General features: G+C 37.5%; 13 protein-coding genes and 2 pseudogenes. 8 read left to right on the top strand and 7 right to left on the bottom strand.

The genetic code is table 11. The features are described 5' to 3' along the window. Positions 1 to 147 precede the first annotated feature (147 nt). Both ACPF7I_RS06065 and ACPF7I_RS06070 read left to right on the top strand, forming a co-directional pair. Positions 148 to 927: a GNAT family N-acetyltransferase gene (locus ACPF7I_RS06065; RefSeq protein ID WP_430744267.1), complete on the top strand. Its 780-nt coding sequence runs from the start codon at positions 148 to 150 to the stop codon at positions 925 to 927. Between the two features lie 112 nt (positions 928 to 1,039). After that, the gene (locus ACPF7I_RS06070) at positions 1,040 to 2,035 is read left to right on the top strand and encodes a TlpA family protein disulfide reductase (protein ID WP_430745957.1); all 996 of its coding nucleotides are present in this window, start codon (positions 1,040 to 1,042) and stop codon (positions 2,033 to 2,035) included. A gap of 25 nt (positions 2,036 to 2,060) precedes the next feature. Here ACPF7I_RS06070 and ACPF7I_RS06075 read toward each other — a convergent pair whose 3' ends face one another. Further along, positions 2,061 to 2,189: a hypothetical protein gene (locus ACPF7I_RS06075; RefSeq protein WP_430744266.1), complete on the bottom strand. Its 129-nt coding sequence runs from the start codon at positions 2,187 to 2,189 to the stop codon at positions 2,061 to 2,063. A 419-nt stretch (positions 2,190 to 2,608) separates the two neighbouring features. Between ACPF7I_RS06075 and ACPF7I_RS06080 the strand changes: the two genes are divergently transcribed. The 3 genes from ACPF7I_RS06080 (at position 2,609) to ACPF7I_RS06090 (ending at position 6,748) form a co-directional block, all read left to right on the top strand. Then, the gene (locus tag ACPF7I_RS06080; RefSeq protein ID WP_430744265.1) at positions 2,609 to 3,988 is read left to right on the top strand and encodes an NYN domain-containing protein; all 1,380 of its coding nucleotides are present in this window, start codon (positions 2,609 to 2,611) and stop codon (positions 3,986 to 3,988) included. Between the two features lie 73 nt (positions 3,989 to 4,061). Then, on the top strand, positions 4,062 to 6,032 hold the full coding sequence (locus ACPF7I_RS06085; protein ID WP_430744264.1) for a MotA/TolQ/ExbB proton channel family protein: 1,971 nt from the start codon (positions 4,062 to 4,064) through the stop codon (positions 6,030 to 6,032). A 5-nt stretch (positions 6,033 to 6,037) separates the two neighbouring features. Then, a complete protein-coding gene (locus tag ACPF7I_RS06090; protein ID WP_430745956.1) occupies positions 6,038 to 6,748 on the top strand; it encodes an OmpA family protein in 711 nt (236 codons plus the stop codon). A gap of 13 nt (positions 6,749 to 6,761) precedes the next feature. Here ACPF7I_RS06090 and ACPF7I_RS06095 read toward each other — a convergent pair. After that, positions 6,762 to 6,950 (bottom strand): annotated as a pseudogene (locus ACPF7I_RS06095) (DDE-type integrase/transposase/recombinase); the annotation flags it as partial. A 143-nt stretch (positions 6,951 to 7,093) separates the two neighbouring features. On the opposite strand from ACPF7I_RS06095, the pseudogene ACPF7I_RS06100 reads away from it, so the two are divergent. Next, a pseudogene (locus ACPF7I_RS06100) lies at positions 7,094 to 7,291 on the top strand (TlpA family protein disulfide reductase); the annotation flags it as partial. Positions 7,292 to 7,316: 25 nt separating this feature from the next. Here ACPF7I_RS06100 and ACPF7I_RS06105 read toward each other — a convergent pair. Beyond that, positions 7,317 to 7,697, bottom strand: coding sequence for a hypothetical protein (locus ACPF7I_RS06105; RefSeq protein ID WP_430744263.1), 381 nt, complete (start codon positions 7,695 to 7,697; stop codon positions 7,317 to 7,319). Next, on the bottom strand, positions 7,694 to 8,668 hold the full coding sequence (locus ACPF7I_RS06110) for a ParA family protein (protein WP_003397477.1): 975 nt from the start codon (positions 8,666 to 8,668) through the stop codon (positions 7,694 to 7,696). The genes ACPF7I_RS06105 and ACPF7I_RS06110 overlap by 4 nt, the downstream gene beginning before the upstream one ends. A gap of 159 nt (positions 8,669 to 8,827) precedes the next feature. On the opposite strand from ACPF7I_RS06110, the gene ACPF7I_RS06115 reads away from it, so the two are divergent. Both ACPF7I_RS06115 and ACPF7I_RS06120 read left to right on the top strand, forming a co-directional pair. Next, entirely contained in the window at positions 8,828 to 9,079 is a 252-nt protein-coding gene (locus ACPF7I_RS06115) for an AbrB/MazE/SpoVT family DNA-binding domain-containing protein (RefSeq protein ID WP_003397476.1), read from the top strand. Next, positions 9,076 to 9,465: a type II toxin-antitoxin system death-on-curing family toxin gene (locus ACPF7I_RS06120; protein ID WP_430744262.1), complete on the top strand. Its 390-nt coding sequence runs from the start codon at positions 9,076 to 9,078 to the stop codon at positions 9,463 to 9,465. Before ACPF7I_RS06115 ends, ACPF7I_RS06120 begins: the two co-directional genes overlap by 4 nt. A 174-nt stretch (positions 9,466 to 9,639) precedes the next feature. On the opposite strand, the gene ACPF7I_RS06125 is transcribed toward ACPF7I_RS06120, so the two are convergent. From ACPF7I_RS06125 to adh, 3 genes are all read right to left on the bottom strand, one after another. Further along, positions 9,640 to 10,473, bottom strand: a complete 834-nt coding sequence (locus ACPF7I_RS06125; protein ID WP_219986578.1) for an MBL fold metallo-hydrolase — start codon at positions 10,471 to 10,473, stop codon at positions 9,640 to 9,642. 104 nt (positions 10,474 to 10,577) lie between these two features. Beyond that, a complete protein-coding gene (locus tag ACPF7I_RS06130) occupies positions 10,578 to 10,925 on the bottom strand; it encodes a DUF779 domain-containing protein (protein WP_043967048.1) in 348 nt (115 codons plus the stop codon). Between the two features lie 54 nt (positions 10,926 to 10,979). Next, positions 10,980 to 12,500 carry an aldehyde dehydrogenase gene (adh, locus tag ACPF7I_RS06135; RefSeq protein WP_430744261.1) on the bottom strand — a complete coding sequence of 507 codons (1,521 nt, stop codon included), beginning with the start codon at positions 12,498 to 12,500 and terminating at the stop codon, positions 10,980 to 10,982. Between the last annotated feature and the right edge of the window lie 215 nt (positions 12,501 to 12,715).

Genomic DNA, 12,715 nt, shown 5'->3' on the forward strand with positions numbered 1-12,715 from the left:
TACATTATATCACAATGAGAACGTACGGTTTGTATGTGGCAAGAATAGATCTAGCCTCATCTTTTTTTATTTTTGACATATTTCGATAAAATTTTGTGTGTATGTTTGTTATAGTAATATGAATATTTTACGAAAGGAGAGATGGATATGATTCGTAAATTGAGCCAGGTAGATCATCATGTTGTATTTTCTTTTTTAAAGCAAGAGCCGTCACTTAATCTTTTTATTATTGGTGATATTGAAGCGTTTGGATATGAGCAGGAGTTTCAAGAGCTATGGGGTGAATTTGATGAGGACGGTGCATTGCGAGCTGTGTTATTGCGATTTTATGACTCGTATATTCCATATGCTTCGGGTGAGTTTGATGTAGATGGATTTGTTAAAATTATAGGAAATAATACCCAGTCTGTTCGACTTTCCGGCAAAACGGAGCTTGTTGCAACGTTTGAACATCTCTTACCACTTGGAAAAAAACGCGTCACGTATTTTTGTGAATGTAACGAAATTACATTTGCAGAAACGGAAAGCCGCTATGAAATAAAACAAGCAACGGTTGATGATGTCGATCGAATACTTGAATTGCGCAGACAAATTGCTGAGTTTTCGGTGCTCCCTTCATCGCGGGATATGCTTATTCAATCGTTGGAAACGAACACCGGTCGTACGTATTATATCGAGGAGGACGGTCGCATGGTGTCGTCTGTCTCGACAACAGCGGAGAATACGTTATCTGCAATGGTTGTCGGTGTTTGCACGCATCCGGATTATCGTCAAAAAGGGTATGCAAGCGAAATCATGAAACGTGTCATTCGGGATTATATTCACTCAGGCAAAACGCTATGTCTATTTTACGATAATCCGAGTGCAGGACGCATCTACAAAAGACTCGGCTTTTCCGATATCGGCATGTGGACGATGTATGGGTGATTTTCCGATATGTGAAGAAAAACGTGGAGTTGATGGCCTCCGCGTTTTTTCATTGTTGTATTCATGTATAATGGAAAAGAGGGAAATCATCGTCATAGGGAGGAAAAATGTGATTCTTCAAGGAGAAAACTTGTTACTTATCGCTAGTTTGCTTATGACTTACGTCTTGTTTTATTACGGTGTCTTTGTTTTGAAAGCGGAACGAAATGTGATGGATGTTATTTTTAACAGCTTCATATACGGCTTGGTCATATGGAAATTAAGCTATGGTATTGTGCGTCCGAACGCGGTGTTACAAAATCCGTTAACGCTCCTTTATTTCGATGGGGGCGTCGTTGGACTGATGTTAGCTGGAATATTTATCGTCGTGTATACATACCGACAATTAAAAAAACAACGCATTTCGTTCGATGTTTATACCCGGGCCGCTGTTCCTGTATATTTTGGATACTGGGTGGTATTTATAGCGGTGAAGGGAAAGGAATTTTCGGAACATCGTTTCATTTGGTTACAAGCTGCTGTAGCTATTATTTTTTTCATCATCTCTTCACGCACAAAAACAGTGAAGAAGCTAGGGCAATTGCTTGTTTTGTTTCACATTTTTATCTTTATATTCACACCAGTTATGTCGAATATGGATAAGGAAGGAAAAAAATCAACTTTACAACAATCGAAAATGGACATCGGGGTTCATGTTGGGGAGATCGCTCCGGATTTTGAATTAACCACATTAGAAGGAGAAAGCGTACGATTGTCCCACTTGCAAGGGAAGAAAGTGGTTTTGAACTTTTGGGCATCATGGTGTCCGCCGTGTCGTGCAGAAATGCCGGAGATGCAACGATTTCACGAACAATATGGACAACATGTTGCGATTGTAGCTGTCAACTTGACGAATAAAGAGAAAAGTCGGGACGCCGTCGAAACGTTCGTTCATGAAAAAGGAGTGACGTTCGACATCGTGCTTGATGAGCAAGGAACAGTTGGAAAAATGTATCAAGTTATTACAATCCCGACTTCGTATGTGATTGACGAGAAGGGAGTTATTCGCAGCAAACATGTCGGTCCCCTCTCGTATCATACGATGAAACGAATGATTTTGTCTGAATGAGATTGTTGAGTGAACAGGGTAGCTCTTATGTCTGTTCACTCATTTGTTTCTTTCGATTTGCCATTTGTTTATATAATCCAGCAAAGCTGCAATGAGTTATAATCGATTCAATCAATAGTTGTTTTGTTTCTCTTTTTTGTAACTCGATATTCATTTGTGCTCCGATATGAAGGAGTTGTTTTTAAAAAGAGGATCACTTATGTATGCAATATGGTCGAGTCCATCCTTGATCTTTCTGCGTGGCTTTTTCTTCTTCAAGCGGGGAAAAGGTACAGTTTCATCGGGTTCATTTGTGTAGCGAAGCAAAATATCCCTATTCATGTTGTTAAAAAATGCTTCATGTGGCACAAGACTTTGTTTTTTATAGTGATTATTATGAGGACTACTTACCTACAGCTATGAAATATTTTTTAATTCTATTCGACAATATTCAACAAATTATTTACGAAATGTTTGATATAGTTTTTATATATACTTGAATTGGCAATGGTTTAAAGAGATATCTTGCAAGTGAGAATGATCTGAGAAGTAAACGAGTATTTTGTTTCGTCTAAAGGAGGACAACTGATACGGATGAGTGAGAAACTGGTGATTCTCCCTTCTTTAAAGAAGATGATTCATAATTCTGTTACAGCTACTTGCTACTATGCGATGAGTATACATCGAAAAGCTTATATGGTGTGTGGTAAGAAGTCGAATTTTTTTGCGTTGCCCAACTATGAGTACTTATCTGTTGATCAATTATTTGAGTATTACGTAAATAATAGTTTTTTCTATCCTAAAGAAGCGATGGAACGACTTATATCGCAATTAGATGATGATTATGGCCTGAAAAGAATGTCGGCCCAAATCGAAAACTTGGATAAAGTGTGTCACTATTTTAAAAATAGAGAAGAGATAGAGAGATACGTACATAATGTCAGAAAGCACATAGACAGGATGAAGGTAATGGGAACGAAATGCTATATTCCAATAATGATTTATCAAAATGGTAGAAATTCTTCTATAGATTATTCTCATGTCTTTCATATGGGGAATAATGATTGCTGGGTCAGACAACTCATTCAGTTTTTTTCTGTCATTACAGAAGGAAGTTTTTCGATGGATGTTGAAGGTATTAGCTTCGATGATTTTCTATTTGATGAAAATGGTAGGATTGTGTTGTTTATTGGTTACGAATTGCTTTCATATAATCGACATGGTTCTCAACCATTATTATTACAGCAAAATTTGAGAGCTTTTTCCAAGCTGATTACCTCATTTTTTTCTTATTACTATCTGCACTGCCCTAACGGTAGTATAAATATATACCATCACCAGCAACCTTTTTTCAGATTGTACAATCGTCTGAAGGATGGGGTAGCTTTTAACAGTTTTGAAGAAGTTTTTAGATTTTACTTTGGTGAGGAAAGTAGTTCAAAGCGAGAGAAAATAGGGGTGTTTCTAGACGTAGCCAATATTTACAAGGGGATTCACCACTTGAAAATTAACTATCACGCATTATTTACAAAACTTTATGGAGTATCTGCTCAAGGGAAAATTAGAGGACAGTATGCATCGCTCTTTTTGCCGGTCTATGAAGATGAGAAAAAAACAGAGTTTGTACAGTTACAACTAATGGTGTTGAAGGATGATCTCGAGCAAGCGGGATTTGAGGTATTAGAGGTCAAGAATGGGAGAGATAAAGCTAAGGAAATTATTGACGGTCAAGAACGTGACGTAGACGATTACAAACTTATTCAGAAAATGCTCGAAAAGTTCTATCAGTTAGACAGTATTTTGCTTCTCTCTGGGGATGATCACTTTTATGATGTGCTGCTCAAATATAAACATGCCCAAAAGGACGTAAAGATTATTTCTGTTCATCCAGATGATACATCAAGAAGAATAACAGAGGACTTTGCAACTGAACATTGTTATATTACTGAGTATTGGGACTGTATAGATTTATAGGAATATAAACAAGATGATAAGTTCTGCGAACAAAAGAAAATGATTTTATAGAAATGAAGAGAGAGGGAAGTTTATGATCAACATTATTACTATATTTACTTTAGGCATACTCTCAATAATCGCGATTATTGCAGTTTACCTGAATGAAAGTGTGTATACGTTCTTACAGCAAGTAGACGAAGATCTGGATGGAAGTGAGCAGAATAATTCATTCATTGGCACTGTTAAGCAACTCTATGATAAAGAGAAAAGTGCCACAGAAAATGATTTGAATATCCAGAATTTTTTAGAGGCGTATATATCTAGTTTTTATTTGTCTGATAAGTTTGGTAATAAATTGAAACTTGTGCAAAGATTGAAATTGGTTCAAACAGCTAGTTCTATATGTATTTTAGTAGGTGTGTTAGGTACATTTATAGGACTTGTATTCGCTCTAAAAGGAATAGACACAGACTCCACCAAAATGGGTGAGTCATTGATCAATGTACTTGATGGAGCACATACAGCCTTTTATACAAGTATTGCGGGTATTATTTTCTCTATTTTCGTAAATGTTTATACTAAGTTTCATAACGGAGAACAGTTGTTAGTTCAAGTAATGTTGAAGATTGAGAACTACTTAAGTGCTCAAAATCAAAAAACGATAGATTTACGTGTTATTGAAGCTTTGCAAGAAGTAAAAGGTGCAATTGTTGATATGAACCGTTCGTTTTTTCATGTTTATCAGTTTTCCCAAGTATTGGAGGTATCAACTTCTAACTTGAATAGATTCAATGAAGGCTTGAACCAAAATATAGATAAACTTTCTCATTTGTTTGGTGATATGGAAAATTTCACTAATAATTACAACCGACATATGAGTGCGCTAAATAACCAGCTAGAAAGTATACATACAGTTTTAGAAAAACAAAATAAATTGACAACAGACTCAGTGGAATTTATGGCCAATATGCAAAAAGAACATAGGGACTTTTCTGAGAACCATCAGAAACAAATGCTCCACATGCACGAGTCCTTCGTTGAAGTTGTAAGAACAATTCATAAGTTGAAAGAAGAAATAAATTCTTATTTCGCCAAACATGACGAGAATTTTCAGAATTTATATGATGTGCAAATGGAATTAAAAAATGATTTAAACTCTTATTTCCAAAAATACACAGAAAAGCTTCAACATATTTATGAAAAGCAATCAAACTTTTATACTTTTGTAATGAACGAGCAAAATCGTCTCCTTGACTTATACAGAGTCTTTCAGGCTCAAAGTGAGCAATATATTCAAAATATCCAGTACTCAACGAACACATTAAAAGATGCTTTCGAGTCTGGTGTTTTTGAAAATATCTCACTGTTGTCTAAAACGCTGAAAGCTGATATTGGACATATACAACAACTATTTGACGAATTAGTTGACCAGCTTCACTCTATCAATAGTACCCAGATTGAATATTACAGTTTTTATTCACAGTTGGCGAAAGATATGGAAGAGAGATTTAGCAAACAGCATGAATATAACGGTCAGTTTTTATCTTATGTTCAGTCATTTTCTGATTATGCTACTCATTTATCTGAATATACGAATAGATTACACCAACTCTTCACAGAAACCAAAAATGTGTATGTTGAATTTGACAGTAATAGTCGACAAGTATCAGAACAATTAATTGCTTTTGTCGAAGGAATAACAAAAGAACTCAAGGTTTATATAGAGAGTGGTAGTAAACAGTCACACGAGGTGAAAAATGCGATTGAAGATTTCATCGGCTCATCGGTGATGAAATTAGAATCTATGATTAAGAAGCTAGATAGTAGTCTCGGGGAAGCAATAAAGGATAGTTTAAGGAACTTTGAGCGTTATGTAGAAGTAACAAATCGAATTATTAGTCAACAAATGAATTCGCTCATAAGTGAATCGGAGATTAATCGTGAAGCACAAATTTTTTCTACACAAGCTTTGTATCAGTCCATTGAAAAGTTGAATAAGCAAATGGAGAATTTTTCAACAATCTTAACGGAAAGCTATCTTGTTCGTAGTAAGGATGAGTGAAGAAAATGACGAGCGATAAGTATAAAAGATTGATTTCCGGTCAATCTCTTGATAATGACTTTTGGCCATCTTTTACCGATTTGCTATCCACAATTTTGCTTGTGTTGTTGCTTTTTTTAATGGCTATTATTGTTAACGCGAAAGAAGATGCAGAGAAGAAAGAAAAGGAAATACAGCAAGCAGCAAAGATCATTCAGCAGCAGGAAAAAGAGATTGAGTATTACCGAGGTATTCGAAAAGAAATTGTTGCAGGATTAAAACAGGAGTTTCAGAAAAACAACTTAAAAATTGACATCGATTCGAAAACAGGTGCAATTAAGTTTCAAGACGACTTACTTTTTGATACAAACAGTGATCAAATAAAACCTGAGTTCAAAAAACAATTAAAAGTATTTATTCCAATCTACTTCAACATTTTATACAAAGACTATGGGGATCACATTGCAGAGATTGTTGTCGAAGGACATACAGACGATGTGGGTTCATACATGTACAATCTTGAACTTTCACAGAAGAGGGCATTTAGTGTGGTGAAATACATCCTAAGTGATGAATTCGGTTCTTTTCCATACAAAGAAAAAGTGAAGAGGCAAATAACAGCGAATGGACGCTCTTTTAGCGACCTGAAATATTCAAAAAACCAAACGGTTGATCGTAACAATTCTCGCCGTGTGGAGTTTAAATTTCGATTAAAGAGTGATGTTAATCTTAAATAAAGACGATTTTGATGTCTCCCACACCGAAAACATGAGTTGGGTGATAGTTGTCTTTGAATCCCCCGGTGATCTGTTTGAGTGGTCGAGACTCTTCCGACACTTGATCCTCATTGGTCAATCCAATGACTTGATGAACACCAAAGGGAATCGCATGCCGTGCCAACAAGCAGATCAGATTGCCATCCACGACAAGGGACAGATCCTATTGGGGTAGCAAGCTTGTTACTCCTTTGTTTGGGTAGTTGTGTGTGTGTTGGGTTACCTCAATCATACCGCAAACAACGGGGTGACAAGCTTTTTTGTCATTTACACCGTAAAATCAATAAAAAATTAAGGTATCCCTTCAAAACCTTTGACAATACTGTTCATGAAAAAGGAGTGACGTTCGACATCGTGCTTGATGAGCAAGGAACAGTTGGAAAAATGTATCAAGTTATTACAATCCCGACTTCGTATGTGATTGACGAGAAGGGAGTTATTCGCAGCAAACATGTCGGTCCCCTCTCGTATCATACGATGAAACGAATGATTTTGTCTGAATGAGATTGTTGAGTGAACAGGGTAGCTCTTATGTCTGTTCACTCATTTGTTTCTTTCGATTTGCCATTTGTTTATATAATCCAGCAAAGCTGCAATGAGTTATAATCGATTCAATCAATAGTTGTTTTGTTTCTCTTTTTTGTAACTTGATATTCATTTGTGCTCCGATGTGCAAGAGTTGTTCTTTTTTAAAAGACATTAAAAACGTTGTTGCTTCCTCTTTATTCATGTTCTTCATTTTTTTTATGACGTTTGCATAGTCCGTTTCGTTTGTGGATTGTTTTGTTAACGTCTGGTTTTGTAACTTTGCAGAGAGATCCTCTAACATTTCATCGACGGTACAATGTTCGTAATGTTTTAAAATAGCGAGAATTTTTTCGAGCATATGTGTTACTGTTTTTACGTTCATACGACAATTCCTCCACCAATCCGGTTTAAAAATTCAAGCGTAATTTTTTTCACACAATCACCCTGTTTCGCCTGGCTGTTTTCAACGGCAAATACGGGATAACTGAGCATTGATGCTCGCGTGATCGCATCACCGTATGGTAAATAACTGTTAAATATCATGTCAGATGAAAGCGTACGTTTTAATGTATTGATCATATTTTCCTGTGTTTGTTTTGGCTGATTTCCGTATTCACGAATGAAATTGAGGACGATTCCGATGAGTTTTGTATCGCTATATTCTTTTGAACTAGATTGGAACCTTTCATTTAATTCATCTACTTTACTTTTGATGGATGAGATGCCGTATGAAGACAGACGATCAGGAATAGCCGGGATTAAATAATAATCGCTCGCATACAGTGCATTTTGTGTAATGTAATTTAAATTTGGTGGACAATCAATAAAAATAAAATCATACTCATGTTTCACTACGTTTAAAATATGATGGAGCATTTGAAATTTATAAATGTCCGAACCGAATAAATGGTCTTTAAAATGCGGCCGTGAGTAAACGGCAATATCCATGTCTGTATGAATGAGCTCAGCATGTGCTGGAAGTAAATCAATATGTTCATATACATCCTTACTCTTCTTGCGCACGCACGCTTTTAAAATAAAATCATTTACATCTACTTGAGGGTACTCGTTTTTTAAGTAGTGCTCAATTAAATCTTTCAACGTACCGATTGGAGGCGTTTCTTGATAGGCTAACTGTTCAAAACGCTCTGGTGTCAAACATGAAATGGAGAGATTACATTGTGCATCCGCATCTACCAATAACACTTTCGGTTGAGACTGTTCAAGGCCAAATAGCTCTAACTCATCAGATGATAAATGCTGCAGTCCTGTTGCTAAATGATGAGTAACAGTTGTCTTTCCCACTCCACCTTTCCAGTTGATAACACTAATAACTTTTGCATGTCGCTCCATGATGATCGCCTCCTGTTGTATATAGGACGGTTTATTTGTATGAGAAAAGATGAAAAGATATGACAGATTATTTGCACAGGAATTGTTAGAAGGTGACTTACTTGACATAGTGTTTTATGTTATAATCGTTATAACAGTAATAACAAAGAGGTGAAACGCATGCTACATGTAGAACGAAAAGTATTAAAAATAGGAAACTCACTAGGAATTACTTTTCCTAGTGAATTTCTACAAAAACTTGATATTCACCAAGGGGATGAAATACAGATGGAGCTTGAAGGCAATCAAATTGTGATAAAAAAAAGTAACAAAGTGAACTTGCCAAAAGGCATTTCGAGAGACTTTTTTGATGTGTTAGATGAGACGCTCAAAGAGTACGACGAAACGATTAAGGGGCTTGTCGATCGGTGAGATATGTAACAGTGGAAGAAATCATTGCGATGAACTTCTTCATTATTGAAAAATATTCACCTTGCGAAATGAAAGGTGTGAAAGAACAATCATTATTGGAATCTGCTGTGTATCGTCCACAACAAAGTGTGTTTGGCGAAGATGCTTACCCTACTATTTTTGAAAAAGCAGCCGCATTGTTCGAGTCTTTGGCAAAAAACCATTGTTTTTATAACGCGAACAAACGAACAGCTTTTGTCGCTCTTATTCAATTTTTGAAATACAACGGTTATCGTTTTGTGATGCCGCAAGATGAAGCAATCGAATTTGTCGTCAATGTAGTGAACCATTGCTATTCTTTTAACCAAATTGTCGCTACAATTAAAGAGTACACGATTGAGTTTTAGTTTTGGCATTTTTTATAAGGAGTGGGCGTAAAACCCCTATGCCTTTAGGCTAGCGGTAGTTCAATAGTGATTGTCATCTTCCTCATCGTTGCCACGTTAAAGCAGATAAAAGAAAAAATTCCACAAACAACGACGCTAGCGATTAGAACGAAGTAATTTAGCGAACAGTTGTCGTTACCGTTCGCTAATCTTTTTCATATGATGCTCTTCAATAACCGAACGGACAATGTGAAATGAACTCCATTCACCTAGGGAAAGGAAGGTAATTGGATATTTCTTTGGAAAAAGGATAGATTGTATTTGTTTCAATGTCGCTCCTTTTTCGTACAAATCAATAATTTTTCCTTGAAGCTCTTGCAGATAGTGAAGCTTTCGTTGTAGAGCAGTGCGCCCATCTTTTACATAGCCTGCGTGGGCGCAAAACATTTCTCTAAAATCGTACGTTAATACTTTTTTTAATGAGTCAATCAAAGTAGAAATGCTTTCTTCGCGCAAGATGACTTTTGTTTTTTCGAGACAATATAAGTCCCCTGTAAAAAGTTGTCCTGTTTCGCGATTCAGAAATGCGAGGTGGTCAACCGCATGACCTGGCGTATGAATCACGTCCCATGTCGCATGGCGTGTAGAAAACATGTTTTCAATCGGCTTGGCTTGAAAAGGAGGGCGGGTTCCCCAAAAAAACTTGCGATATATCGGATAATCTGCTTGTTTCCGACAATAATCAATCATGAGCTCATTCATATAAATCGGCAGTTGTCGTTCGTTTTGTAAAAATGCTGCACAACCTGTATGGTCTTCATGAAAGTGGGTAATCATTACTTGATCGATATCTAATGATTTGAAAAAATGAGCAAATTCATTTGCTAAGGATGCTGCTCCTGTATCAATCAATACCCCGTCGGTAGAAAAACAATGTACCGTCAATCGTACCCCTTGAAATGTTAGAGTGCCTTTTGCGATATGTACCCCAGAAACAGTTTCTTGTTCGAATTTTTTCTTTACTAACATGCGAAGTGCCCCCTTTGTTTCATTATATCAAACAATAATGAATATTCATTCATTATTTCCGCACTCCCGTAAAAAATGATGTCATACATACAAAATGAGCTGCCTTAAAGCAGCTCATCATGTGAATCAAACACTTTTGATCTTGTTAAAAAACGTACGCCTTCGCGCCCTTCAAGTGAAAACATGCCACCGCGGCCAGGTACAACATCAATAATTAGTTGCGTATGTTTCCAATATTCGTATTGAGCAGCGTGCATATAAAATGGGCATCCTCCGATTTCGCCAAGCCACACGTCGGACTGTCCGATCATAAACTCCCCTTGTGGATAACACATCGGTGAGCTTCCATCACAACAACCACCAGATTGATGAAACATAAGCGGACCGTATGTTTCTTTTAATTTTTCGATAAGTTGTAGCGCTGCTTCGGTCGCTACTACTTTCGGTTGCATGCGCAATCAGCTCCTTTCAAAAAAGGCAGCGCTCTCGAGACGCTGCCTCAACGATTAGAAAAATCCAAGTTTTTTCGGTGAATAGCTAACAAGTAAGTTTTTCGTTTGTTGATAATGTTCGAGCATCATTTTGTGCGTTTCACGACCGATTCCTGACATTTTATATCCACCAAACGCTGCATGAGCCGGATAAGCGTGATAACAATTCGTCCAAACGCGTCCAGCTTGAATGCCGCGACCAAATCGGTATGCGGTATTCATATCGCGCGTCCATATTCCGGCACCAAGTCCGTATAATGTGTCATTGGCAATCGATAACGCTTCATCTTGATTCTTAAATGTTGTGACAGACACAACGGGACCGAAAATTTCTTCTTGGAAAATACGCATCCGATTATGTCCCTTAAAGACGGTTGGCTTCACATAGTAACCGCCTTGTAAATCCCCTTCTAACATGTTGCGTTCGCCGCCGATGAGAAGTTCAGCTCCTTCTTGTTTACCGATGTCAATGTATGACAAAATTTTTTCTAGCTGTTCGGACGAGGCTTGAGCACCGATCATTGTGCTCGTATCGAGCGGATTGCCTTGTTTAATTTGTTTGACTCGCTCTAATGCCCGTTCCATAAATACATCGTAAATTGATTCTTCGATTAATGCACGCGAAGGGCATGTACAAACTTCTCCTTGGTTTAGAGCGAACATTGTAAATCCTTCAAGCGCTTTATCAAAAAATTCGTCATCTTTCGCAGCGACATCGGCGAAGAAAATGTTTGGTGATTTTCCCCCAAGTTCAAGTGTGACCGGAATTAAGTTTTGAGATGCATACTGCATAATGAGACGTCCCGTCGTCGTTTCGCCGGTAAAGGCAACTTTTGCGATACGTGGGTTAGAAGCGAGCGGTTTGCCAGCTTCAAGACCAAATCCATTGACGACGTTCACAACGCCTTTTGGTAGTAAATCTTGAATGAGTTCGATCAGCACGAGAATCGATGTCGGTGTTTGTTCAGCTGGCTTTAGTACAACGCAGTTGCCAGCAGCTAAAGCAGGTGCGAGTTTCCAAGCCGCCATTAAAATTGGGAAATTCCATGGAATAATTTGTCCGACAACGCCGAGCGGCTCTTTAAAATGATAAGCGACGGTATCCGCGTCAAGTTCTGCCAACGTGCCTTCCTCAGCGCGAATGCAGCCGGCAAAATAGCGGAAATGATCAATAGCTAGAGGAATGTCAGCCGCACGTGTTTCACGAATCGGCTTTCCATTTTCCCACGTTTCCGCCACGGCAAGCATGTCTAAGTTTTCTTCCATTCGGTCTGCGATTTTATTGAGCAGGCGTGCCCGTTCAGCAACAGATGTACGTCCCCATGCTTCTTTCGCTGCATGAGCTGCATCGAGTGCCAATTCAATATCGGCAGCTTTTGAACGAGGGACCTCGCAATATACTTGTCCAGTAACAGGTGAAATGTTTTCAAAATATTCCCCATCTATTGGTGGGACCCATTCCCCACCGATGAAATTTTCATATCTCTTTTTGAATGTAATGAGTGAACCAGGTTGTCCCGGTTGGGCGTAAATCATGTAAACTCCTCCTTTTGTATCCGTTTTCAAATAAAAATAAGTGACCAAGTCTGATATAAAAAATATGTGTCGATTTGGTGAAATATGATATGTTTGTTGGGGAAACGTTAGAGACGTTTCATTAAAAAAGTTGGTTATATCCAATATTTTCTATTTTAATTCAATCTACAGTAAATGGAATGTCAACGAATATGAATTAAGTAACGTTTTTTGTA

This window comes from Anoxybacillus dikiliensis, from assembly GCF_050613275.1.
Taxonomy (GTDB): domain Bacteria; phylum Bacillota; class Bacilli; order Bacillales; family Anoxybacillaceae; genus Anoxybacillus.

Coding starts and splice junctions, on each gene's coding strand:
- ACPF7I_RS06115 (WP_003397476.1), top strand. CDS start 8,828: ATGCTACATGTAGAACGAAAAGTATTAAAAATAGGAAACTCACTAGGA.
- ACPF7I_RS06080 (WP_430744265.1), top strand. CDS start 2,609: ATGAGTGAGAAACTGGTGATTCTCCCTTCTTTAAAGAAGATGATTCAT.
- ACPF7I_RS06125 (WP_219986578.1), bottom strand. CDS start 10,473: ATGTTAGTAAAGAAAAAATTCGAACAAGAAACTGTTTCTGGGGTACAT.
- ACPF7I_RS06130 (WP_043967048.1), bottom strand. CDS start 10,925: ATGCAACCGAAAGTAGTAGCGACCGAAGCAGCGCTACAACTTATCGAA.
- ACPF7I_RS06105 (WP_430744263.1), bottom strand. CDS start 7,697: ATGAACGTAAAAACAGTAACACATATGCTCGAAAAAATTCTCGCTATT.
- ACPF7I_RS06110 (WP_003397477.1), bottom strand. CDS start 8,668: ATGGAGCGACATGCAAAAGTTATTAGTGTTATCAACTGGAAAGGTGGA.
- ACPF7I_RS06090 (WP_430745956.1), top strand. CDS start 6,038: ATGACGAGCGATAAGTATAAAAGATTGATTTCCGGTCAATCTCTTGAT.
- adh (WP_430744261.1), bottom strand. CDS start 12,500: ATGATTTACGCCCAACCGGGACAACCTGGTTCACTCATTACATTCAAA.
- ACPF7I_RS06065 (WP_430744267.1), top strand. CDS start 148: ATGATTCGTAAATTGAGCCAGGTAGATCATCATGTTGTATTTTCTTTT.
- ACPF7I_RS06075 (WP_430744266.1), bottom strand. CDS start 2,189: ATGAATATCGAGTTACAAAAAAGAGAAACAAAACAACTATTGATTGAA.
- ACPF7I_RS06085 (WP_430744264.1), top strand. CDS start 4,062: ATGATCAACATTATTACTATATTTACTTTAGGCATACTCTCAATAATC.